We start from the raw sequence: 24,505 nt of genomic DNA, 5'->3' as shown, positions 1-24,505 counted from the left end.
AATTGTATCTATTTAAAAACTTGGTTATGCTAATGGGGTTAAGATTACTAACCGGCTCTAGGCGATAAACCACAATGGCTCTACAACACTTACGCAAGTATGCTTGGTTTGTGTTCCTAATGACTTTGGTCATTGGGTGGAGTGGTGTGTCTGTTGCTCAGACGCCTATGCAGCATGATCTTCACACTATGCCGTGTCATAGTGAAAAAACTTCGCATAAGAATATGCATGTTCAAACAGATGATCAGACTGTATGTCATCAAAATATGACACAGTCTCTTAACTCACATGGTGAGCATTGTCAGGACTGTAACCCAATTCATTGTCAAATTGTGAATTTGGCATTACAGCAAGCTGTACCAGATATTGACTCGCAATTTATTCCAATCTCGTCTCAATTTAGCAGTATTTATCAGGCTCAACATTTAGCCGGATACTGGCAAGAAATTTTACGTCCTCCAAAAGCTTAATCCTTTCTTACTTATATTTTTAGTTCAAAGGATTACAGCAATGTCTCATAAAACAATTAGCAGCCTCGTCGCTGTATTTGGTCTATTGGTTTCACCATGGACCCTCGCGGCAATTAAGGAATATCACCTTAATATTAATGAACAACAGGTCAATGTTACCGGTCAGCCGCTCAAACGAATTACCGTAAATGGAAAATTTACAGCACCACTTCTTGAGTTTGAAGAAGGGGATGAGGCTGTTATTCATGTTCATAACCAATTAAAGAATCAAGATACATCTTTGCATTGGCATGGGTTGTTACTACCAGGGTTAATGGATGGCGTACCGGGTTTCAATGGTTTTAAAGGAATCGCGCCAAACGGAGATTTTGTTTACCGCTTTAAAGTGAAACAAAACGGCACTTATTGGTATCACGCGCATAGTAAAGGCCAAGAGCAAGATGGTTTATATGGCCCGCTCGTGATTTATCCAAAAGGGAAAATACCCGTAGCTGCACATGAAAAAACTGATCGTGATTATGTGGTGATGCTTTCAGATTTTCATCATTCTTCTAGCGATAGCATTATGAAGAATTTGAAGAAATCTGCTGAGTATTATCAAAACCGCCGTGAAACCGTATCTGATGTTTTGAAGCAAGTTAAAACACAAGGCTTAAAAGTAACTTGGCAAGATCGTTCGATGTGGAATCAGATGCGGATGTTAAAAACCGATATGTCTGATGTGACGGGTTATACCTTCTTGGTTAATGGCAAGACACCTCAGCAAAACTGGACAGGTAATTTTAAAGCTGGCGATAAGGTTCGATTACGGTTTATTAACGCATCCGCAATGTCATTTTTTGATGTCAGAATTCCAAATTTGAAAATGACAGTTGTAAGTGCAGACGGGCAGTCAGTTAAGCCTGTTGCAATTGACGAGTTTCGTATTGGTACAGCCGAAACCTACGATGTCATTATAGAACCTACGCAATCAAATTATCAGATTGAAGCAGAGTCTATTGACCGCAGTGGTTTCGCTATCGGTACTTTGCACAATGAAAATACGCAAGCTGTAGGGCCAATTCAAATGCCGCAGCCGCGTCCACGTGCTTTGTTAACCATGGAAGATATGGGCATGAGTCATGGCAATGGGGCAAGTGATGAACATGCTGGCCATCAAATGAACATGCAACATGATATGTCGGCTATGCCTGAAATGAAAAAAGAAGCGAACCATGCTAATCATGATTCTACAATGATGAATATGGATCATGACATGAAAAATAAGTCATCTAGCGAACATGATCATTCCATGATGCAAATGAAGCATGACATGTCAGCGATGCCTGAAATGAAGCATGATATGCAGGCAATGTCAGCTAGCGAGCATGATCACGCTATGATGAATATGAATCATGAGATGCCTGCGCAATCTGAGAATAAGCCTAAAAAGGATGAACCCGTTTATGGCTGGGCAAATGCTTCGACACCAGCGGGTATGAAAGCACTGCAATATAGTGATTTGCAATCTTTAACACCTCAGCCAGACACGCGTGCACCAGAACGTGAATTAGTTATTCATTTAGGTGGCAACATGGAGCGTTATATCTGGACCATTAATGGCAAAAAATTTAGCGAAGCTGAGCCATTACAAGTTAAGTATGGCGAACGTATTCGCTTGAAGTTTGTGAATGACAGCATGATGGCCCACCCAATGCATTTACATGGGATGTTTATGCAATTAGAAAATGGCCAACAAGCTGAAAACTTACCAAATAAACATACTCTTATTGTTCCACCAGGAAAAACCGTTACTGCGTTATTGACAGCTGATGCCTTAGGCGAATGGGCGATTCATTGCCATTTGCTCTACCACATGAGTGCGGGAATGATGAATAAGTTGATTGTGGCTCAAGTGAATGATGGACAACAACCTGCTCAAGCTCAACCATCTGTTCAATCTGAAAATGAGAAAGGAGCTAGTCATGCGCATCACTAAGTTATTTTCTCAAATGATATATTGCGGTGCTTTCTCGAGCATATCAGTATTTACTTTTGCTCAAGAGCCTTTAACTCATGATCATTTACGCGAACACGGTGGTCAGATCTATCAAGCAACCACGATTGATACGGGATGGACTCAAAATGAAGAAGGAGAAGGTAGTTTTTCTTCTGAATTAGAAACTTGGGTGGGAACGGATGAAAATAAATTGTTCATTAAAGCCCACGTTGAAAAAGCAGAGTCAGAAGATGCTAATTATGGCGGTTCAGTACTTTATAGTCGAAATGTAGCTGACTATTGGGATGTACAGGTTGGGGTAAACTACGAGCGTTTGCAACGGGAAGATGAAAAGCAAGATCGTTGGGCAGGTGTCGTGGGTTTACATGGCATGGCACCTTACTTTTTTGAAACCGATGCATATCTTTATGCAGGTGAAGACCAGCTATGGAAGTTAAGTTTAGAAACAGAAAGGGACTTACTCTTTACCCAAAAGTTAATTGGTAAACCTTATTTAAAAGCAGATGTCGTTTTGCAAGATGAATCTCGCTATGCAAGTAAAACAGGTTTATCAAGTTTACAAGCTGGTTTTCAAACCCGTTATGAAATCAACAAAAAGGTCATGCCATTTGTTGATGTTGGTTACGGCTATGAAAAGGGTTTAAAACAAACTGCTTGGCAAACTGGAACCGACTCCGAACATGGTTGGTATTATGGGGCTGGGTTAACACTAAAATTCTAATTGCCGAACAAAAAGTAAGCTTAAACATATGCCATTGGTTTATACTAATGGCATTGTTTTTTGTGTCAGTTATGGTGCAAAGATGGCTTTAGAAAAACAAGAGAATCAAATACATTTAAGTAAAAATAGCTCTAACTGCGAATGCTCAAGCATGTCGTCTCAGGAGTGTTTCACACCTAGTGAACCTGTGACTAAAAAGAGTCAATGGGTAAGTTATTATCATATTCCTCGTATGGACTGTGTAGCCGAAGAGCAAATGGTGCGGATGGCTTTAGCCTCTTACACTGACGATATTCAAGAACTTCATTTTGATTTGCCTGCACGCCATTTAGCGATTTATCACAGTCTTCAAGCTGAAAGGATTACTCAAAGTTTACAGCGTTTGGGACTAGGAGCCGAGTTACAACAAACACAGCCACATTATGAACCTGTTGAAAAACCTAAAAAGGTTCGACCAAGTACTTCAACGAATGCAGCACAAAAACAAGTTTTACAATGGTTGTTACTGATTAATGGGGTCATGTTTGTTATTGAGTTGATGGCAGGCATTATTGCTTCATCGACAGGGTTAATCGCTGATTCGCTCGATATGTTTGCCGATGCTGCAATTTATGGCATTGCTTTATTTGTGGTGGGTAAAAATCTAAATGCGCAATTAAAGGCTGCGCATCTTTCAGGGTGGTTGCAGTTTGGCTTAGCCATGATTGTGTTAGTTGATGTACTGAGCCGTTTTATTTATGGCAGTGAACCTGTTTCAATTCTCATGATTTTAATTGGCGGATTAGCTCTTGCGTCCAACATTAGTTGTCTTTATTTAATGAGAGACCATAAGGAGAGCGGGGCACACATGAAGGCGAGTTATATCTTTTCTGCAAATGATGTCATCGTCAACTTGGGTGTCATTGTCGCTGGAATATTGGTTGCCATTACAGGTTCGCGTTATCCTGATTTAATGATTGGATTGATTATTGTTTTGTTTGTTTTAAATGGTGCACGAAAAATTTTACAGTTAAAAAATGAATAATATTTTCTGATAGAGGCAAGCTTGTGTCAGGGTTTGCCTTCATTTTTTATTTTAAAGTAAACTGAGTCCTCACATAAAGGAGGAACGACCTCCCCCATAATGGGACATCATGTCGGGACGACCTGACGCTATAAAAATTAGTGAATGTTATGGCTTGGGCTATTTTAATTTTAGCAGGTGTATTTGAAATCATTTGGGCATATTCTATGAAAATGTCCGAAGGTTTTACACGATTAACCCCTAGTGTTATTACCGTAGTTTTTATGATTTTGAGTGTGGTTCTACTTTCAATTTCAATGAAAACTTTACCTCTTGGCACTGCCTATACGGTTTGGACAGGAATTGGCGCAATTGGGTCATTTCTAGTCGGTATTTTCTTTCTTCATGAGCCTGTTGGCGCTATGCGAATGATTGCCGCTGTATTAATTGTGTCAGGTTTGGTTTTAATGAAAATTTCATCGCCGTCTTAAGAGAATAAAACTATGTTGCTGTCTTATAAGTATATCAATTCGCCTGTTGGGCAATTAAAGCTAGTTGCGAATGAAAATGCTTTGGTGGCAGTGCTCTGGGACAATGAAAATCCAAAACGTGTTCGACTGGCTGAGCTGGTCGAACAACTTGAACATCCAGTTTTATTAAAGACCGAACGACAATTACAAGAATATTTTGAAGGTAAACGCCGAGAGTTTACATTGCCACTAGATTTCGAAGGAACCGCATTTCAAAAGTTGGTCTGGTCTGCTTTACTGACCATCCCTTATGGGGAAACAAGAAGTTATAAAGATATTGCACTCCAAATTGGCAATGAAAAAGCGGTGAGAGCAGTGGGCGCGGCAAACGGTAAAAACCCAATTTCCATTATTGCACCTTGTCACCGAGTCATTGGTGCTAGTGGAGCTTTAGTTGGTTTTGCTGGTGGGCTTGATAAGAAAGATATTTTATTAAAACTAGAGCAACAATGAGCCGTTTTTGCGCTCGATTTTTTTAGTCTTTTCTACTAAGCTGTCCACTATGATATTTCATAAGGTCGGTGCTTCACTGCATTGCTTTTTTGAAATATTGATCTTATTCATAACAAACTTTGGATGTTCTAAAAATGGCTGTCGGTGACGTAACAATGCCACAAATGTATGTGGTAAAAGGTGTAAAAATTGGCTCAACAGAAGCATATGTACGTTACCAAAACCGACGAGATTTAGTCATTTTTGAGTTTGCAGAAGGCTCAAATGTTGCTGGTGTATTTACTCAAAATGCATTTTGTGCAGCACCTGTTCATGTCTCTAAAGCTCATCTTGCCGAAGGTAATCCGCGCTATTTAGTGATTAACACAGGTAATGCCAATGCGGGTACTGGACCTACAGGTTTGAAAAACGCTCAAGATACTTGCGCGAAGTTAGCGGAGCTTGCAGGAGTTAATAGCTCTGAAGTACTTCCATTTTCTACAGGTGTGATTGGTGAGCAGCTTCCAATGGAGCGTTTACTTGCTGGTCTTCAGCCTGCATTAAATAGCGTACAAGATGCTGCTTGGAATGATGCTGCAACTGGCATTATGACAACAGATACTGTGCCTAAAGGCGCATCTGAACAATTTGAACTTGATGGCATTACTTATACCATGACAGGTATTAGTAAAGGCGCCGGAATGATTCGCCCGAATATGGCAACCATGTTAAGTTTCGTGGCAACAGATGCACCTATTAGCCGTGATTTAGTACAAAAGCTACTAAAGACAACAGTTGAGCATTCATTTAACCGTATTACGATTGATGGCGATACTTCGACCAATGACTCTTGTATTTTTGTAGCAACAGGTCAGGCGGGTGGCGCTGAAATCACATCGGACAGCGATGCACGCTACGCTAAAGTGTTAGAAGTTCTTGCTCGTGTAATGAATCGTTTAGCCCAGTTAATTGTCCGTGATGGTGAAGGTGCGACGAAATTTATTACTGTTGCTGTAGAAGGCGGCGCAAATACTCAAGAATGTTGTGACATTGCATATAGCATTGCGCATTCACCACTTGTCAAAACTGCACTTTTTGCATCGGACCCGAACTGGGGACGTATTTTAGCTGCGATTGGCTATGCAGGCGTTAAAGACTTAGACGTGTCTAAAATTCAAGTGTGGTTAGACGACGTGCAAATCTGTAAAGATGGCGGCGCAGCTGAGGACTATACCGAAGAAGCGGGTGCGCGTGTTATGGCTCAAACCGAAATTACCATTCGTGTTGATTTAGGACGTGGTCAGGCCAAAGACACGGTATATACCTGTGACTTATCTTACGACTATGTCAAAATTAATGCTGATTACCGTTCTTAAATATCAGTTATAATCAAGCCTCGACAAAGAGGCTTTTTTATTAGCCCCATCTTTTGATATTAAATGATTCAATCCGTAAATCATTTAAGCAGTAACGTTATATGCGAGCAGGTATGCCAGCATGAAGGATAGAGAAGACGTTTTATGAGTGATGCGACTTTAATTGCCAACGATGCAAAAAACATTGTACAAGCGCATTTAGACCGTTTAGGTGAGCCAAAAGACAATCGCTTAAGTGAAGAAGCAAAACAACAAAAGTTTGCACAGATCGAAGCAGAGCTCAAAAAACGTGATGCTGTCCTTGTTGCTCATTACTATTGCGACCCTGAAGTACAAGAACTTGCCGAAAAAACAGGTGGATGCGTTTCTGACTCTTTAGAAATGGCCCGTTTCGGACGAGATCATGCTGCCTCTACACTGGTTGTGGCTGGTGTTAAGTTTATGGGAGAAACAGCAAAAATCTTGTCTCCTGAAAAAACAATTTTAATGCCGACACTTGAAGCAACCTGCTCACTCGATTTGGGCTGTCCTGTCGATGAGTTCACGGCATTTTGTGATCAGCACCCTGACCATACCGTAGTTGTTTATGCCAACACATCGGCTGCTGTTAAAGCACGTGCCGATTGGGTCGTGACTTCGAGCTGTGCTGTTGAAATTGTTGAACATCTAGACAGCTTAGGCGAAAAAATTATTTGGGCGCCAGATCAGCACTTAGGTCGCTATATTCAGAAAAAAACTGGTGCAGATATGTTGCTTTGGGATGGCGCATGTATTGTGCATGAAGAATTCCGCGCACGTGGTATTGCCAACATGAAAGCACTGTACCCAGACGCTGCTGTATTGGTACACCCAGAATCGCCAGAGTCGGTTGTAGAAATTGCAGATGCGGTAGGTAGTACGTCTCAACTCATTAAAGCTGCGCAGACTTTGCCAAACGAAAGACTCATTGTGGCAACAGACCGCGGTATTTTCTACAAAATGCAGCAAGCTGTACCGAATAAGATTTTAGTTGAAGCGCCAACAGCGGGTGAGGGGGCAACTTGTCGTTCATGTGCCCACTGTCCTTGGATGGCAATGAATGAACTTGACGGAATTTTAGAAGTTTTACAAAAAGGTGATCAGGAAATACACGTCGATCCAGCGCTTGCTGAACGTGCCAAAATGCCTTTAGATCGAATGTTAGCCTTTAGCGCATCGTTAAAACGTTAAAAAACCTCAAAATGCTTGTTAAATATACATTTGATAAGGATTTTTAACTTTTTTTGAGAATAGGTGTTGACGTCTGAGGGCGTCGCGCCTAGAATGCACACCGTACCGCACGATGTGCGATACAGCAAAAGCTGAGATAGATCGGAGCATAGCACAGCCTGGTAGTGCACCTGGTTTGGGACCAGGGGGTCGTAGGTTCGAATCCTACTGCTCCGACCACTTAAAATAATATTTTAAGATCGGCGAAGTATCGCATGATAAGCATCATCGGTTAAGCGCCTGTAGCTCAGTTGGATAGAGCATCCGCCTTCTAAGCGGATGGTCACAGGTTCGAATCCTGTCAGGCGCGCCATTTGGTAGCTTGGTACATAGAACTTATTTGATGGTGGATGTAGCTCAGTTGGTAGAGCCCTGGATTGTGATTCCAGTTGTCGCGGGTTCGAATCCCGTCATTCACCCCAATTTCGGAGCATAGCACAGCCTGGTAGTGCACCTGGTTTGGGACCAGGGGGTCGTAGGTTCGAATCCTACTGCTCCGACCATATTTAAAAGCATTCAAGCTTTAAAAATATCTCAAATATTGAAAAGAATTTCTTCTAGTCTTACAGATAGAAGGAATTTTTTTGTTTTTATATATTTAAATTTTAATTCATACACACTCCAATATTTGAACTTATTTATATAAGCTCTGTTATTGATATTTCTGCCTTAACTCATCTTTTTCTTGATCTGATAAAAATGCGATTTTAAGTCCATTTTCTTGAGCTGTATAAATTTGCTCAGGGCTTAAACCTGCTAGTGGGGCAGCAGTTAAATATTCATGCTGTATCTCAATGCCTTCAACTGCTGGGTCATCTGTATTAATGGTGGCAAGCACACCATGTTCTAAAAAAGTCTTTAATGGGTGTTCTGCTAAAGAAGGCACTGTGTTGGTTTGAATGTTCGAAGTCAGGCAAGATTCAATACCAATCTCATGTTTAGCCAAATAATCTAAAAGTTTTAAATCTTGAACTGCTTTAACACCATGTCCAATTCGTTCAGCACCTAATTCTTCAATGGCTTGCCAAATACTTTCGGGACCAGCAGCTTCGCCTGCATGTACTGTAATATGCCAACCTGCATCACGCGCTTTTTTAAAATGCTCAATAAATAAATTGCCCGGAAAACCAAGTTCATCTCCAGCAAGATCCAGTGCTTTAATATCATTTTTATGGGCGAGTAGGGCATTTAATTCTTTTTCGCATGCTTCCTGACCAAAAGTACGGCTCATAATACCAATTAAATTTGCTTTTACCCCGTAAGTTTGACTGCCTTCTTTTACACCAGCAATCACAGCTTCAACTACGCCTTCAAGTGGGAGCTGATGGGTCATTCCCATATAACCTGGTGAAAAACGTAGTTCTACATAGTCTAGGCCTTGTTGTGCTGCATCTTGCATGTTTTCAAAAGCAATACGTTTGCAGGCATCTAGGCTCGCTAATACTTTTACACCCCAATCGAGCTTAGATAAAAAACTTAATAAGTCTGGTTGGTTATCCATCACTTGTACGTGGGGTCGTAAAGATTCAATGTCGTAAGCAGGTAAATCTAAATTGTATTGTTGCCCCAAGTCTAAAATGGTTTGAATGCGGATGTTGCCATCAAGGTGGCGGTGTATATCTGTAAGGGGGAGCGTTTTTGTAATCATAGACTTCTTCTTATCTGTTGCTATTAATTCATCATGCCTGTTTAGGACTGCTGATAAAAGTTTGGATTTGCTATGTTTTTGTGAAAAGCGTTGAGTTGAGTTTTTTGAACTTACTATATTTGTATAAGTTTTAATTTTGATGACATTGTTCTGGCCTAAGAAGACAACGCAGTCTGTGTAAGATACGAGCACCAAGATTTTTATTGTTTTTAATTTCGCTGAGCCTATTTTTTTGTTGACTCTTCAAGAGTGGATTGGCTGAAGAATGGTCATTGGTATTTTGGCTTTTACTTGTAAATATGAATAAAGGCTTGCTAAAGACCAAACTGATAAAGCGATTAATTTATCTGTAGAAATCTATTTCTGGCAAGTAAATGAAAAAGAAGAAATAGGAAGCACTCAAATGAAGTCGGTACTTTGTCATCAAGCAAAACTACAAGTGGTGGACCAACCAAAATTAACCCCTGCTAAAGGACAGGTTTTATTGGAAGTGGTGCGATGTGGGATCTGTGGCTCTGATTTGCATATGCAGCATCACTGCGACCACATGCATGATTTGGCTGCACGTGTCGGGTTTAATGGTTTAGCGAAGTCTACAGACCCATTTGTATTGGGACATGAGTTTTGCGGCAAGGTTTTAGACTATGGCCCAAAAACACGTCACAAATTTAAAGCCGATACACTTGTTTGTGCAATGCCGCTTTTAAATGTAGATCAGCATGGTTATTTGTCTACAGGGCTTTCTCCAAATGCATCTGGTGGCTATGCAGAGCAAGTGCTGGCTCAGTCGAGCTTGATGTTTGAAGTACCTAACGGTCTAGATGCAGATAGTGCTGCCATGACTGAACCTATGGCGGTTGCATTGCATGCCGTTCGCCGTAGTCGTGTAAAAACTGGTGAACCTGCGATTGTGATTGGCTGTGGCCCTGTTGGGCTAGGTGTCATATTAATGCTTAAAGCAGCTGGGGTTAAAACTGTAGTTGCTAGCGACTTTTCACCAAACCGCCGTAAGCTTGCCGAGCAATGCGGTGCAGATATTGTGGTAGATCCTAAAGAGACGTCACCATTTGCTAACTGGAAAGAGTTTGGTTTGCTTGGCAATGTTTCTGATGCCATTAACATGGGCATGGGGCTGTTTGATAAGTTGCAAGCGACACGCTTACCGTGGTGGCATGGATGGCGCATGATTGATAAGTTAGGTGCTCTGCCAAAACGTCCTGTTATTTTTGAGTGCGTGGGCGTACCGGGTGTTTTACAGCAGATTATTGAAGGTGCACCTTTATTTTCCCGAATCGTCGGGGTGGGGGTATGCATGCAAAGTGACAAAATCGAACCCGCACTTGCAATTAATAAAGAGTTAGAAATTCAGTTCGTATTGGGCTATACACCGCTTGAGTTTCGAGATGCGCTACACATGATTGCAGAAGGTAAAGTGAATTGCTCACCGCTCATTACCGGTGTTGTTGGCCTAGAAGGGGTTACGAGTGCATTTGAAGCATTACGTGATCCTGAACAGCATGCCAAAATCTTGATTGATCCGAAGCGTAGTGGTTCAGATATTCAATTGATGAGTCATTAATTCAAAGTCATTTACGCTTAACTAAAAAGATTGTGATCTCATCAATCACAATCTTTTTTGAGTATAGTTCGCAATATTGAGCATAAATAAAACCTGCTGAGCTAATTTGTATTGCTCTTTAGTTGTTCTAGTTCTTGGTAAATCCACTCAACAAATTTTTGAATAGTCGGTGAGATATCTTGGCTCGAATGAATGAGATAGTACTTTCGGCTGCCTTTTAGTTTCTTATTGGAAACAATCACCAGTTCCTTTTTTTGTAGTTCAGACTCAATCAACATTTGTGGAATTAGAGCCATTCCCATGTCATGACTGGCGGCAACCGCAAGCATTGAAAATAACTCATGGCGTTGTCCATCAAAAGGTTTCGGGTGCTGCATCTGATGGGTTAGAAACCATTCTTGCCAAATGCTAGGCCGAGTGGTTTGTTGTAGTAGGGGAATGTTTAGTAAATCCTCGCAGCTTAAATCATAGGTATTTTCATTAATCATCACAGCATCTGGAAAATACTTCTCGATGAGCGTTAGTGAGCACACAGGTACAATTTCTTCATCCATTAAATAATGTGCTTGTATGCCGGGCCAGTGATCAATTTGCTGCTGCGTACCTGCAAAAATAGCAGCGTCAAAAATATTGTCATTAAATAAAAAGGGCTTGGTACTGGTTTCTAAGTGAACCGTAATTTCAGGGTGTTTTTGATTTAAAAGATGGAGCTTGGGTAACAACCAGCGCGTTGCAAAGGTAGGTACTACACCTAACTTTAGTGTGCCACCTAAACCTTTATGAGAAATCACATCGGCTGTACATTTCTCTAGTCCTAACAAGTAAGGTTTAATGCTTTTAAAATACTGCTGACCTGCAATGGTGAGTTCAACACCATGCCGAGTACGTATAAAGAGTTCAACGCCCAAGAAATCTTCTAACTGCTGAATTTGGCGCGAGACTGCACTTTGGGTAATACATAACTCTTGGGCAGCATAGGTATAACTTAGATGTTTTGCTGCACTTTCAAAGCAAATCAGGCCCTGAATGGATGGGATACTTCTTCGCATAAATAAATCCTTTTATTTGTCGTCATATTTCAAAACAGCATATGACCTAAATGCAGAGAGCAGAGTTTAGTATAAAAATAAGCCATTTTTAATGAAATACAACGAATTAAATATCTAAATTTAATGCATCTTATTTTAAATATGCGTAAGTCGCATATCTGCATGAACATTTATCGTTTGATTACTTCATTTTTCACGCATAACATCGAGTTAAATAAAGAAGATCAAATCAAGCAGAGGATGCGATGAATCACATGGTGACAACAAAAAAAGCAAAAGTTCAATTTAACTGGCAAGACCCATTTTTAATTGAGCAACAGCTTACCGAAGATGAGCGCATGATTCGTGATGCAGCTCATGCCTATTGCCAAGAACGTTTGCAACCACGTGTACTTGAACAATTCCGTCATGAAACAACAGATCCATCTATTTTTCGTGAAATGGGAGAGCTTGGCTTACTGGGGCCAACCATTCCTGAGCAATATGGCGGCGCGGGTTTGAACTATGTGAGTTATGGTTTGGTCGCACGTGAAATTGAATATGTCGATTCGGGTTACCGCTCTATGGCGAGCGTGCAAAGCTCATTGGTCATGGTTCCGATTCATGAATTTGGTACCGAAGAGCAAAAGCAAAAGTATTTACCTAAACTAGCTACGGGTGAATATATTGGTTGTTTTGGTTTGACAGAACCTGATCATGGCTCAGACCCGGGCAGTATGATTACCCGTGCTAAAAAAGTTGATGGTGGTTACCGTTTGACTGGCGCAAAAATGTGGATTACCAATAGTCCAATTGCCGATGTATTTGTAGTCTGGGCAAAAGAAGTTTCTGCTGAAGGCAATGTCGGTGATATTCGCGGCTTTATTTTAGAAAAGGGCTGGGAAGGTCTATCTGCACCTGCCATTCATGGCAAGGTTGGTTTACGTGCATCGATTACAGGTGAAATCGTGATGGATAACGTATTTGTACCTGAAGAGAATGCGTTCCCTGAAATTCGAGGTTTAAAAGGCCCATTTACCTGTCTAAATAGCGCCCGTTATGGTATTGCATGGGGCGCAATGGGTGCTGCCGAGTTCTGCTGGCATACTGCACATCAATACACCATGGACCGCAAACAATTTGGTCGTCCGTTGGCTGCAAATCAGTTGATTCAAAAGAAACTGGCAGATATGCAAACTGAAATTGCATTAGGCTTGCAAGTAGCTTTACGTTTTGGCCGTATGAAAGATGAAGGTATTGCATCAGTTGAAGGGACATCTTTAATTAAGCGTAATAACTGTGGAAAGGCGCTTGATATCGCTCGTATGGCGCGCGACATGATGGGTGGAAACGGCATTAGCGATGAGTTTGGTGTGGCACGTCATTTGGTTAATCTTGAAGTTGTAAATACCTATGAAGGTACACATGACGTTCATGCCTTGATTTTAGGTCGTGCACAAACAGGCATAGCCGCATTTAGTAACTAACTCATTCATTTGTAACAGATCGAGGTGTTCTTTCGAGAGCACCTTTAGGGATTTTTACGCAAAAATTTATGGAAAATGACAAGATTCATCGTAAGGATACTCATGTGAAGATGTGCCTCTGTGTACTTAAAATTAAACGTAAGATGATGAAAATATAGAAGATTAAGTCATACAGAAAACATAAGTAGGCTACCGATGACTCATTTGGGAAAATGAGGAACTAAAGATGAACAATGACGTTCAAGTAATATCGAAAGAATTAAGAAATACATTTCCAAGCAATCTTGGAACATATGAAAAGATCGGACCGAATACATGGAAATGGGCGTTGTTATTTGCCTATTTTGCAATGGTGGTCGATGGCATTGATATTATGCTGCTGTCTTATAGCTTGACCAGTTTAAAGGCAGAGTTTGGTTTAAGTACCTTTCGAGCGGGTGCCTTAGGCAGTGCTTCTTTAGCAGGTATGGGTATTGGCGGTATTTTGGGTGGTTGGGCATGTGACAAGTTTGGTCGTGTACGAACCATTGCCAACTCTGTAACCTTCTTTTCGGTAGCGACCTGTTTATTGGGCTTTACGCAAAGCTTCGAGCAATTTATGGCTTTACGTTTTATTGGTGCTTTGGGTATTGGAGCACTCTATATGGCTTGTAATACCTTAATGGCTGAATATGTGCCGACAACTTACCGTACAACGGTCTTGGGCACATTACAGACGGGTCAGACCGTAGGTTATATTGCTGCGACGTTATTAGCTGGTGCAATTATTCCAGATCATGGCTGGCGTGTTTTGTTCTTCCTGACCGTAGTGCCTGCTTTTGTTAATATTTTCCTGCAACGATTTGTGCCAGAGCCAAAATCTTGGCAGCTCACCAAAATTGAAAGCTTACAAGGCAATAGTCAACCTAAAGAAAGAGTGGTGGCTGAAAAGCCGAAAAGTGGCAGTATTTATAAGCAAATTTTTAATAACTTTAAGCACCGTAAGATGTTTCTGTTGTGGATGACCACAGCATTCTTCTTGCAATTCGGTTATTACGGTATTAACAACTGGATGCCAAGTTATTTAGAAACAGAAGTGCATATGAACTTTAAAAATTTAACCAGTTATATGGTGGGTTCATATACCGCAATGATTCTAGGAAAAATTTTAGCAGGGTATCTTGCAGACAAATTTAACCGCCGTGCTGTTTTTGTGTTTGGCACAATTGCCAGCGCCGTGTTCTTGCCAATCATTATTTTCTTTAACACCCCTGACAATATTTTGTATTTATTGATCACCTTTGGCTTCTTATATGGCATTCCATATGGTGTGAACGCGACTTATATGGCTGAAAGTTTTTCAACCGATGTGCGCGGAACAGCCATTGGCGGTGCTTATAACATTGGTCGTGTCGGGGCAGCGATTGCACCAGCCACGATTGGTTTCTTAGCATCGGGTGGAACTTTTACCATGGCCTTTATTGTGATGGGCGCTGCGTATTTTGTGGCGGGTGTATTGCCGGGATTATTTATTAAAGATCGTCAGTACGATCCGCAAAAACAATCATAAACAATGACAAGAAGGTGCGTTGAGTACCTTCTAAAAAGATAAGGGTATCGTTATGGGTGCATTACAAGGAATTCGGGTTTTAGATTTAAGTCGTGTACTTGCAGGGCCTTGGTGTGGGCAAATCTTGGCAGACCTTGGCGCGGAAGTGATTAAAATTGAACGTCCTCGAGTCGGTGATGACACCCGTATGTGGGGCCCACCATGGATGCCCGATCAAGACGGAAACATGACTCGTGAATCTGGTTATTTCCAGTGTACCAACCGCAATAAATATTCGGTTGCGGTAGACATAACCACACCTGAAGGTCAGGCTCTAATTTATGAAATTGCCAAGACTGCCGATGTCGTCATTGAAAATTATAAGACAGGCTCTTTGGCTAAATATGGTTTGGACTACGCTTCGTTAAGTGAGTTAAACCCAAATATTATTTATTGTTCGATTACGGGTTTTGGACAAGATGGTCCACGTGCAGAAGAGCCCGGCTATGATTTTATTATTCAGGGTATGTCAGGCTTAATGAGCATTACTGGTGAGCCTGATGATGTGGCAGGTGGTGGTGCGCAAAAGGTTGGAGTGGCTGTTGTAGATATTCAAACTGGTCTATATTCCACCATTGCCATTCAAGCGGCACTGATTGCACGCTCACACACGGGACGCGGTCAGTATATTGATATGTCTTTACTTGATGTACAGGTCGCGGCACTGGCAAATCAGGGAATGAATTATTTAGCTTCAGGGAAAGCCCCACAACGCATGGGTAATCAACACCCAAGTATTGTGCCGTATCAAACTTTTAAGGCTAAAGATAAAGAATTTATTATTGCGTGTGGTAACGACAAACAGTTTAAAGATTTGTGTATTGCGATTGGTTATCCAGAGTTACTCGAAAATGAAAAGTTTGTGCGCAACCAAGACCGCGTAAAATATCGAAATGAACTGATTCCTTTATTGTCGAAGCACTTTTTGCAGAAAACTGCCAAAGAATGGGTTGAGATGATTCATGCTTTAAAAGTACCCGTAGGTGTTATCAACTCTATTGAAGATGCCTTGGCTGAACCACAAATACTACATCGCAATTTGGTGGTAAACATTCCTCATCGTTTAAATGAAAACTTTCAAACGATTGGTTCACCCATCAAACTGTCTGATACTCCCGTTGAATATCATCATGCACCACCAGAACTAGGCGAACATACCGCTCAAATCCTATCGAGATTTAAAACAGTAGAAGAACTCGCCGCGTTAAAAGAGAAAGGCATTATTGATGGGAAAATTGCTTAAGCTATTGTGGTTTTTAATGTGATTCAATTTAAATGGAAACTGTGATTTGCAATAAATCACAGTTTCTCATTAGAAAATAAGACTCTTAATATTTAAAAATAAGCGGCAGCTCTGGTCTGAAATCATGACTCATTCCTTGAAGTTCATGATCAAAACTAATTTCCATTAAGTGTTCCGATCCATCAGTCACTTCAAAATTATCAAGTGTATTGAACAGTAATGAAGTAGGGTGCTTTTCAAGGTTTGGAATAGAAACCTTAATCGCGGTGATTTCTGATAAATCTTTGCTATGCACAAGTGGTTGTTGTTTGTCTTTTACAGCAAGGTCTGGTCGTGAAGCAAATGAAAGGAAGAACCACATTGGCTCAGATACAACAGAGTCTTTGGCAACATTTACTTCTAAGCTGGCTGGTAAATAGCTTGGCTTGTAAACCCAATTAGGAAATTTTGCGCCGTTATCATCTTTATTTTTAGGTCTAAAGCAAATTCCAAAAGGGGATGCGATATTATCTTGAGCACTGAGTCGTTCAAAAAGCAGAGTTGGTTTGGTGAGATCGCTTGAGGCTTCTTCTGGATTATTTAAAAAGATTAACTCAATAAAGCTATTTTTAAAGAAAAATCGTCTGTTTTCGGTACCTTGACCGGGATGCTTATTGGATGAACCTTCTGTTAGACCGAATTTTTTTAAAGTTTCAGCTTCGGGAGCGCCTGATTGTACACAAATAAAAATATGGTCCACTTCCATTTTAAGTTCTCATGCTAATGTTTATGAATATTAAATAATTGATTAATAGAGTTTTTAATGTTTGTCGCAAGTGTTTCATCGAAACCATCGACTAAAAAGCGGCTAATTAGCCCTTCAATCACCGTATAGATCAGCTCAGATAAAGCTTCACCATTGGGTATATTGCAGTTTTGTGCAATCAATACTTTAATCCATTGTTTATGGGCTTTAGAAATAGAAATAATGTCTTGATCATCTTGGTTAGATTCAGCGACAGCTCTTACAAATAAACAGCCCTTAAAAAAATCTTGTCTAAACCAGTTAGTGTGCCAATCCAGAATTTTATTGATGGCCTCTAACCCTGTTGCATCTCCCACATAGCCCAAAAGGCTTTGCTTGAATCGCTCATCACGTGCAACGAGCACAGACTTAACCAGTTGATTTTTATTTTTATAGTACGTGTACATGGTGGTTTTAGAGCAGCCAGATTCATCGCGAATCAGGTCAACGCCAACCCCGACAAAACTATTTTCATTAAATAACTTCTCGGCTGTATCTAATATTTTTAAGGCAGATTTTGACATGTGTCTTTTCCAAAAAATAAAATAGTACAGATCTGTACTATTTGAAATTTTATCTATATGCTTTTTAAAAAGCAATGTCTGTTTAAGGAATAAAACCATGTTCTCGATCTTTTATGGCAAAGAAAAACTGGCTCCGTCGCCCACTAAAGTTGATGTCTTAAGAAGCCTTGTTGGGGGGACGCTCAGTATTTTTATACTGTTGTGGTTGAGTAAGCTCACACACAATATCTTTATCATGGCCCCGTTTGGTGCAACCTGTGTATTGCTCTATACCGTGTCGCAGTCACCTTTGGCACAGCCCAGAAATATTATATTTGGGCATCTTATCTCGGCTTTTGTGGGTTTGTTTTTTCTAAAATTTGTCGGTGTTTCCATTTTTACAATTGCTTTTTCAGTGGGCTGTGCCATTGCACTCATGCAAGTGTTTAAATGCATTCATCCACCTGCTGGGGCCAATCCTTTGGTTATTTTGCTCACTGCAAGCAGCATACATTACGAGTGGAGTTTCTTAATTTTCCCTGTTTTGGTCGGTGCAGTGTCTTTAGTTTTAGTGGCGATGCTCATTAATAATATTAAAGCGAGTACGAAGTGGCCAATGTATGGCTTGGGAATTTTAAATAGTAAAAAGTAGGAAAGGTATGAAGTGTTTTGAGCTTAAAAATAATGAAAGTATTCACTATGCCAAGATAGTGAATACTTTTGAATGAAATTATGACTTCTTAGAAATACGTTCTTCGATGGCAAATTTGAGTAAAGAAGCGCTGCGGTAAAAACCGTGTGCGAACTTTCCAAATGGCATGGTAATAAAGAAGGACATGACTGTAGCTAAATGGAAAATCAATAAAAGTGCCATGTAAGGGGTATTACGAAATGCCATGAGTGCTAGCCCTGAAGCGCTAACGATAAGTAGAAGGAAAATAAAGCCTCGATCTACAGGTTTTTGCTCACGGTCACCATGCAACGGATGACGTTTAAGATTTAAATAGAGCAGGCCAGATGGTCCAACAACTAAGCCAATTCCACCCAAAGTGCCTAAAATCACAGGTAAGCTTAGGTAGGGATAAGGTGCGTGTAGGTCAAGAAAATAGTGATATAAAGTCGCTACACCTGTAGCTGCAAAGCAGAGCATAAAGCCATAAAAAGTCAGGTGATGGAACACACGGCGGATTTGTGTATAACGATCATCTTGCTCATTACAGCCTTTGCCATGTCCACCATCTAAATATTTAAGTGTTAATACGTTTTGGGTGGCTTGAACTAGGTCTGGTTTCTCAACTTTGCCATGAATGACTTTAGACGTCTGTCGCCAAAATTTACTAATCCCAATGCCGAGCAGAACAATCGCAACTGTAAAGGTCGCTCCAAACAGTAGCGCTAAAAAGTTATGCGGGAAAATCGCATAGAAATTACCTTGATAGCCTGCAAACAGGTCGGTGCCTTTGTACCACACCACAGCTAGCATGCATAAAAAGAAAATAAGTGTTAAAGCCGAGACAAAAGGAATACCTACAGACTTATAAAGTCGACCTAAAGGCTGAGGGGTCGCAAACTCTTGATAAGTTTCTAAACGTACTTGTGCCATCGCTTTAGGAATGTTTACGCCAAACTCATGCGGTGGTGCATATTGGCAAGCGTGTAAACAAGCACCACAGTTATGGCAGAGGTTTGCGAGGTAGTGAATATCGGCTTGGTTAAACTCAAGACGTTTGGTCATAGCCGCAAATACAGCGCAAAAAGACTCACAGTAGCGACAAGCATTACAAATCTGTAGGGCTCTTTGGACTTCTTGCTCGTGGTCTGAGAGCTGAACAACTGGAATTAGGGCTTTGCTATTAGCATTCATGTTCAACTCCTTGTGAAAGTGCATAGCGGGCGGCATTTTTTCCGGCAATTCGCCCAAATGTCGTTCCGATCGACATACCAACGCCTGCGGTATAACCCTGACCAAGTACGTTACCTGCCATCATTTCACCTGCGACAAACAGGTTGCGGCTTGGCTTATTGTTAAAACGTACAGCAGCATCATCTTCGACTTTTAAACCTAAATAGGTAAAGGTAATGCCGGGTTTAAGGGCATAGGCATAGAAGGGTGGCTGGTCGAGAGGAACGGCCCAATGAGTTTTGTTGGGAACAATATTTTCGGTGGTACAGTCATCTAAAACAGTATGGTTAAAGGTGCCTTGCACACAGGCTTGATTAAATTCTTCTACTGTATGGCACAAGGTTTTGGCATCTAGCCCGATTTTTTCGGCTAACTCTTGAATGCTATTTGCTTTTACACCAGCAAATACAGGGGGCATAAAGCGACCAATGGCTTTTGAATCAATAATCGAATAAGCAATTTGCTGGGGTTGTTTAGCAACAAGACGGCCCCAAATCGCATAACGTTTTGGCCAGAAGTCTTCGCCTTCATCATAAAAACGTTCGGCTTTGTTATTGACCACAATTCCCAAGGAAACGCAGTCAATACGAGTACATATACCACCGTCATATAAGGGTGCACGTGCATCTACGGCGACACAGTGCGATTGCGATGGGTCACCAATAATATCGGCACCTTGATCTATCATAAATTTAAGCAAGTTGCCTTGATTAAAGCGGGTACCACGAATAATGAAATTATCGGCAGGCCATTCGCCGTTTTCATTTTGTCCCCATGCTTCTCTTAGCCACTCCAAATTTGACTCAAAACCACCTGCGGCCAATACACAGCTTTTTGCTTTAAACACACGTCCATCTTCAGCAATTGCAGCTTCAAAATGTCCTTGATTTAACTTTAGATCTTTAATTTTTGTGTTGTATAAAATTTCGATACCAAGCTCTTGGGCACTACGGTAATACGCATTAATGAGGGCTTTACCACCACCCATAAAAAAAGCATTAGTACGTGCAACATGCAAAGCACCTGATAACGGCGGCTGAAAATTCACACCATGTTTACGCATCCAGTCGCGGCAGGTCGCCGTGCTACGAATGACCAGACGGGCTAAGTGCTCATTGGTTTTGCCTGCAGTCACTTTAAGTAGGTCTTGCCAATATTCTTCTTCGGGGTAGGCATCGACCAATACGTCTTGAGGAGCGTCATGCATGCAGCGAAGGTTACGAGTGTGTTGTGAGTTACCACCACGCCATTCTTTAGGTGCTGCCTCTATGACAAGCACAGAAGCGCCGCTTTCTTTTGCCGTGAGCGCGGCACACAGTGCGGCATTCCCACCACCAATTACAATCACATCATGCATGGATTTCTCCCTTTCTCAGCTAGGGCTAATGTAGCTTTAAAAGGAAAGGTGAAGTGAGAGGCTAAGCTTGAATGGGTGTTTAGTAAAAATAAACACTAAGCGCTTAAGTATTTATGAGTTCCGCACCGGGCCAGCGCTTTTCATTAATCAAGTTGCTTACACAGGCGCGAATCACTACTTTGGTGGCTAAAGTAGCAGGTGAGATTTCTTCTTCAGAGAGGCTAATTAAATAGTTAATGCGTTCAATGGCAGGTTCTACAACGCGTAGCAAACACAAGTCTTGCCTTGAGTTTAATGATGCACCCGCAGGTTGGATGGTTGCCATTTCGAGTTGGTTAATGCTTTCCATTAACAAATGCAGCCCATCAATTTCATATGCCACTTTAAGCTGATGAATTTTCTGTTCGAGCAACAAGCGCAGTCCATGTCGTTGACTCGGTAAAATCAGGGGGAGTTCTTTAAGCTGTGAATGATTAATGGTCTGAGTGTCGATACAGCTTTCAAGCGCGTACTGACTCAGCACTTCTTTAGGCGAGATTAAAAACATCTGTTCTTTGACTAAAGGTTGTATGGCCCACTGTGGGTCGACATCGTCACTAAAGATGATGGCAACATCGAGCTGCCTTGCATTAACTAAAGCTTTTAAGTCACCCGATAACCCTTCAATTAGACGGACTTTAATGTCGGGGTAACGGTTTCTCATGAGTTTTAAAAAGTGTGTGCCAATAACTGCTGCAACACTCGGCGAAAAACCGACGGTGACGTGGCCACTTAAACGTGAAGAATGCGCAGAGTCTACGGCATGGTCTAGGTGTCTAAGTGCCAGTTGCACTTGTTGAAAAAAAGCTAAGCCCGCAGGGGTGGGAACCGTACCCAAAGCGGTACGTTGTAAAAGGCGAATAGAAAGCTCGCTTTCTAATTTTGAGATTTGCTGGCTTAATGCAGAAGTTCCAATATCGAGATTTTTTGCAGCTTTACCCAAGCTTCCTGACTCGATCACTGCAATAAAATACTTTAATTGTTTCAGTTCCACGGCAAATACTACATTAACCTTTATGGATTAATTCTACACTGGTTTGTCGCTATAGTTTTTACTCTATTGCTTTGAGTAAACTGGCAATAGAGTAAAGGCAACATCACCTCAAGATGTTGCCTTTTAGAGCTTTTATTCTTTAACCTGCTCAAGACCCTGTTCTTCAATAATTTGTGTTGCTTGTGGCGATTTCACAAATTTAATTAACTCTTTTGCGACTTTTGCATGTTCCGAGTTTTTACCAATGCCTGCCGCAAATACCGTCACTTTTTGATACGGTGCAGGGATTGGACCGACTAATTCAACTTGACCATATTTGCCAGTAAAAGGTTTGATTTCACTAATTTGCTGGAAACCAATATCAAACTGGCCTTCAGCGATACGTTTTGCAACGCGGTCGCCTACCACTTTTTCTGCCTTACTCGAAATTACTTTGTACTCGACAGGCGGGAAGCTTGGGAAAACATCTTTTTCAAGATGCGTACCGCTCGCACTTGCTGAATAGCCGATGTGCTTGGCATTTAATAAAACTTTTTCAAATTTTTCTGCAGAGCTAATATCTGGTTTTGGTGCACCTTTAGGTACAGCCATACCAATGCTTGAATTCACTAAAGCACTTTGTGAATTGGGGTCTACATAACCCTTTTCTGCGAGCTTGCTCAGTTCAGGAGCAGCCAAGACCACCACGTCAAAACGTTCACCACGATCGAGTCGATTTGGAATTGCAGTTGGTGATGCACCCATTGATGAACCAGACGAGAGATGCACGGTATGGCCTGTTTGTTTTTCAAATAATGGAATGAGTTTTTCCATAGATGAATAAAAACCACCTGAGCTAATTACTTCGATAGTATCTGCGTTAGCAAGAGTTGAGCCTAAGCCAGCACCAGCTAGGCAAATGGTCATGAAGATAGGGGACTTTTTCATAGTATCTCGCTTTAATGACAGGAGAACACAGTACGGAGACGTAAGATCTGCCGTACTGTTCATTAAAATTTCAGGTTAAGTCGTTGTTGTTTTAAGCGCTAATTTTTGCAGGTTCAGCAATCGCGTCAGTATTTTTCTGTTTAGAACCGCGGCATAGATACAAGCTTGAGATGAGGCTACAGACCGCAGCAAGCATGAGCCAGAAAGCAGGGGTACTTGGGTTGCCTGTGTTTTCGACAAGGAAGGTACAAGCCATTGGGGTCATACCACCAAAAATAGCGGCTGCAAGGCTAAACGCTAAAGAGAAACCAACTGTACGTACACGTTTCGGCATCACTTCTGCAAGCGTTGCGACCATGGTTCCGTTGTACATACCAAAGAAGAACGAGAAGTAAGCAAGCGTAATTAGAAGGTTCGAGAAGCTAATGTTGCTCACTAACCAACTTAAAACAGGATAACTTGTAAAGAGAGCAAGTGTGGTAATGCCGACTAGTACTGGACGGCGACCAATTTTGTCTGAAAGCAAACCACCCATTGGTAACCAGAAGAAATTAGACAAACCAACAAAAACGGTTGCTAAGAGGCTGTCTGTTACTGACATTTCTAAAGTACGTTTTGCATACACTGTGGTGTAAACCGTAATAAAGTAGAAAGTGGTCGTAGTCATCGCACTCATCATCATACCTGCAAGTACGATGCGCCAGTTGCTTGCCAGTGTGCTGAAAATTTCTTTGGTCGATGGATGAGTCTTTTGCGCTTTAAAGTCTTCAGTTTCCTCTAAAGTACGACGGAACAAGAAGATTAACGGAATAATCAAACAACCGATTAAGAACGGAATACGCCAGCCCCATTCACCCACTTGAGCAGTAGTTAAAATGGTGTTGAGCCAGTAGCCAAGTAATGCAGCAAACACAACAGCAACTTGTTGGCTGCCAGACTGCCAGCTTGTGATAAACCCGCGGTTTTTATCCGTTGCAATCTCTGCGAGATAAATAGATACACCGCCAGATTCAACACCTGCCGAGAAGCCTTGTAATAGACGTCCAATCACCACCAAAATCGGAGCAATAATACCTATGGTTTCGTAACCCGGTACAAAGGTAATTAAGATGGTTCCGATGGCCATAAGACTTAAAGTAACAATAAGACCCTTACGTCGACCAACTCTGTCGACATAAGCGCCCAAGAAAATAGCGCCGAGAGGACGCATAAGAAAGCCCGCAGCAAACACGGTAAATGTCATCATTAAAGAGACATATTCATTTTCAGAGTGGAAAAATTTTGCCGCGATATAAGTGGCATAGAAACCAAAAAGAAAAAAGTCGTACTGCTCTAAAAAGTTGCCACTCGTTACATTTAATATTTTTTTAAAAGTAGCCCTACGGTTATTCACGACATCCATTGGAGACCTCCTTGGCCTGACAAAATGGAAACATTCACGATTTTCGAGGCTGGACCTAAATTGATTCAATCAATAAATCTAAAGAGCAAATGGGTTAGAAATGAGATTTAGCGAGGTCCTTTGCAGAAAATGTGATGCCTTGTTTCCAGTTCAAACTACACATCTATATTTCGACAAGCGGAAAACCACTTATCATTCGGACGAAAATGTAATCTCAAAAAGCAGGAGGGAGTGAGAGGGCAAA

General features: G+C 41.3%; 22 protein-coding genes and 4 tRNA genes. 17 read left to right on the top strand and 9 right to left on the bottom strand.

The window, feature by feature from the left end; translation table 11 throughout:
• Positions 1-74 precede the first annotated feature (74 nt).
• The 12 genes from ACYU0V_RS15060 (at position 75) to ACYU0V_RS15005 (ending at position 8,282) form a co-directional block, all read left to right on the top strand.
• Positions 75-470 carry a hypothetical protein gene (locus ACYU0V_RS15060; RefSeq protein ID WP_347747011.1) on the top strand — a complete coding sequence of 132 codons (396 nt, stop codon included), beginning with the start codon at positions 75-77 and terminating at the stop codon, positions 468-470.
• Between the two features lie 40 nt (positions 471-510).
• Positions 511-2,448, top strand: coding sequence for a copper resistance system multicopper oxidase (locus tag ACYU0V_RS15055; protein WP_461848085.1), 1,938 nt, complete (start codon positions 511-513; stop codon positions 2,446-2,448).
• The gene (locus ACYU0V_RS15050; RefSeq protein WP_461848084.1) at positions 2,435-3,190 is read left to right on the top strand and encodes a copper resistance protein B; all 756 of its coding nucleotides are present in this window, start codon (positions 2,435-2,437) and stop codon (positions 3,188-3,190) included. Before ACYU0V_RS15055 ends, ACYU0V_RS15050 begins: the two co-directional genes overlap by 14 nt.
• A 28-nt stretch (positions 3,191-3,218) precedes the next feature.
• A complete protein-coding gene (locus ACYU0V_RS15045) occupies positions 3,219-4,214 on the top strand; it encodes a cation transporter (RefSeq protein ID WP_461848083.1) in 996 nt (331 codons plus the stop codon).
• A gap of 149 nt (positions 4,215-4,363) precedes the next feature.
• A complete protein-coding gene (locus ACYU0V_RS15040) occupies positions 4,364-4,684 on the top strand; it encodes a DMT family transporter (protein WP_032056956.1) in 321 nt (106 codons plus the stop codon).
• 12 nt (positions 4,685-4,696) lie between these two features.
• Positions 4,697-5,176, top strand: a complete 480-nt coding sequence (locus ACYU0V_RS15035) for a methylated-DNA--[protein]-cysteine S-methyltransferase (protein ID WP_461848080.1) — start codon at positions 4,697-4,699, stop codon at positions 5,174-5,176.
• Between the two features lie 134 nt (positions 5,177-5,310).
• On the top strand, positions 5,311-6,531 hold the full coding sequence (gene argJ, locus ACYU0V_RS15030; RefSeq protein WP_069141825.1) for a bifunctional glutamate N-acetyltransferase/amino-acid acetyltransferase ArgJ: 1,221 nt from the start codon (positions 5,311-5,313) through the stop codon (positions 6,529-6,531).
• A 144-nt stretch (positions 6,532-6,675) separates the two neighbouring features.
• The gene (nadA, locus tag ACYU0V_RS15025; protein WP_002115913.1) at positions 6,676-7,740 is read left to right on the top strand and encodes a quinolinate synthase NadA; all 1,065 of its coding nucleotides are present in this window, start codon (positions 6,676-6,678) and stop codon (positions 7,738-7,740) included.
• 142 nt (positions 7,741-7,882) lie between these two features.
• A tRNA-Pro gene (locus tag ACYU0V_RS15020) sits at positions 7,883-7,959 on the top strand.
• A 56-nt stretch (positions 7,960-8,015) separates the two neighbouring features.
• Positions 8,016-8,092, top strand: a tRNA-Arg gene (locus ACYU0V_RS15015).
• 33 nt (positions 8,093-8,125) lie between these two features.
• A tRNA-His gene (locus tag ACYU0V_RS15010) sits at positions 8,126-8,201 on the top strand.
• Between the two features lie 4 nt (positions 8,202-8,205).
• Positions 8,206-8,282, top strand: a tRNA-Pro gene (locus ACYU0V_RS15005).
• Between the two features lie 149 nt (positions 8,283-8,431).
• On the opposite strand, the gene add is transcribed toward ACYU0V_RS15005, so the two are convergent.
• The gene (add, locus tag ACYU0V_RS15000; RefSeq protein ID WP_202744758.1) at positions 8,432-9,427 is read right to left on the bottom strand and encodes an adenosine deaminase; all 996 of its coding nucleotides are present in this window, start codon (positions 9,425-9,427) and stop codon (positions 8,432-8,434) included.
• Between the two features lie 403 nt (positions 9,428-9,830).
• Here add and ACYU0V_RS14995 point away from each other — a divergent pair, with 403 nt between their 5' ends.
• Positions 9,831-11,006 carry a zinc-binding dehydrogenase gene (locus tag ACYU0V_RS14995; protein WP_032004334.1) on the top strand — a complete coding sequence of 392 codons (1,176 nt, stop codon included), beginning with the start codon at positions 9,831-9,833 and terminating at the stop codon, positions 11,004-11,006.
• Positions 11,007-11,107: 101 nt separating this feature from the next.
• On the opposite strand, the gene ACYU0V_RS14990 is transcribed toward ACYU0V_RS14995, so the two are convergent.
• Entirely contained in the window at positions 11,108-12,055 is a 948-nt protein-coding gene (locus tag ACYU0V_RS14990; protein ID WP_461848078.1) for a LysR substrate-binding domain-containing protein, read from the bottom strand.
• A 245-nt stretch (positions 12,056-12,300) separates the two neighbouring features.
• Here ACYU0V_RS14990 and ACYU0V_RS14985 point away from each other — a divergent pair, with 245 nt between their 5' ends.
• The 3 genes from ACYU0V_RS14985 (at position 12,301) to ACYU0V_RS14975 (ending at position 16,352) form a co-directional block, all read left to right on the top strand.
• Positions 12,301-13,521, top strand: a complete 1,221-nt coding sequence (locus ACYU0V_RS14985; RefSeq protein ID WP_002055095.1) for an acyl-CoA dehydrogenase — start codon at positions 12,301-12,303, stop codon at positions 13,519-13,521.
• A gap of 226 nt (positions 13,522-13,747) precedes the next feature.
• Positions 13,748-15,070: an MFS transporter gene (locus ACYU0V_RS14980; RefSeq protein WP_461848076.1), complete on the top strand. Its 1,323-nt coding sequence runs from the start codon at positions 13,748-13,750 to the stop codon at positions 15,068-15,070.
• Positions 15,071-15,122: 52 nt separating this feature from the next.
• Complete coding sequence (locus ACYU0V_RS14975) at positions 15,123-16,352, top strand: CaiB/BaiF CoA transferase family protein (RefSeq protein WP_461848074.1); 1,230 nt, start codon at positions 15,123-15,125, stop codon at positions 16,350-16,352.
• 85 nt (positions 16,353-16,437) lie between these two features.
• Here the strand turns inward: ACYU0V_RS14975 and ACYU0V_RS14970 are convergent, their stop codons facing one another.
• Together ACYU0V_RS14970 and ACYU0V_RS14965 are read right to left on the bottom strand one after the other, a co-directional pair.
• The gene (locus tag ACYU0V_RS14970) at positions 16,438-17,097 is read right to left on the bottom strand and encodes a VOC family protein (protein WP_461848072.1); all 660 of its coding nucleotides are present in this window, start codon (positions 17,095-17,097) and stop codon (positions 16,438-16,440) included.
• A gap of 14 nt (positions 17,098-17,111) precedes the next feature.
• On the bottom strand, positions 17,112-17,660 hold the full coding sequence (locus ACYU0V_RS14965) for a TetR/AcrR family transcriptional regulator (protein ID WP_130625939.1): 549 nt from the start codon (positions 17,658-17,660) through the stop codon (positions 17,112-17,114).
• A 97-nt stretch (positions 17,661-17,757) separates the two neighbouring features.
• On the opposite strand from ACYU0V_RS14965, the gene ACYU0V_RS14960 reads away from it, so the two are divergent.
• Positions 17,758-18,291, top strand: a complete 534-nt coding sequence (locus tag ACYU0V_RS14960; protein WP_032004328.1) for an HPP family protein — start codon at positions 17,758-17,760, stop codon at positions 18,289-18,291.
• A 78-nt stretch (positions 18,292-18,369) separates the two neighbouring features.
• Here the strand turns inward: ACYU0V_RS14960 and tcuB are convergent, their stop codons facing one another.
• From tcuB to tcuC, 5 genes are all read right to left on the bottom strand, one after another.
• Positions 18,370-19,503, bottom strand: a complete 1,134-nt coding sequence (gene tcuB / locus ACYU0V_RS14955) for a tricarballylate utilization 4Fe-4S protein TcuB (protein ID WP_325795370.1) — start codon at positions 19,501-19,503, stop codon at positions 18,370-18,372.
• The gene (gene tcuA / locus ACYU0V_RS14950; protein ID WP_447511947.1) at positions 19,493-20,899 is read right to left on the bottom strand and encodes an FAD-dependent tricarballylate dehydrogenase TcuA; all 1,407 of its coding nucleotides are present in this window, start codon (positions 20,897-20,899) and stop codon (positions 19,493-19,495) included. The genes tcuB and tcuA overlap by 11 nt, the downstream gene beginning before the upstream one ends.
• Positions 20,900-21,002: 103 nt before the next feature.
• Complete coding sequence (locus ACYU0V_RS14945) at positions 21,003-21,932, bottom strand: LysR family transcriptional regulator (RefSeq protein ID WP_213688823.1); 930 nt, start codon at positions 21,930-21,932, stop codon at positions 21,003-21,005.
• 132 nt (positions 21,933-22,064) lie between these two features.
• Positions 22,065-22,859, bottom strand: coding sequence for a substrate-binding domain-containing protein (locus ACYU0V_RS14940; RefSeq protein WP_057085133.1), 795 nt, complete (start codon positions 22,857-22,859; stop codon positions 22,065-22,067).
• 91 nt (positions 22,860-22,950) lie between these two features.
• On the bottom strand, positions 22,951-24,261 hold the full coding sequence (gene tcuC, locus ACYU0V_RS14935) for an MFS transporter (protein WP_014208455.1): 1,311 nt from the start codon (positions 24,259-24,261) through the stop codon (positions 22,951-22,953).
• Positions 24,262-24,505 lie beyond the last annotated feature (244 nt).

Source organism: Acinetobacter sp. X9, assembly GCF_054889255.1.
Note: the sequence above shows the minus strand (reverse complement) of the source record. Positions and strands in the feature narration are given on the sequence as shown.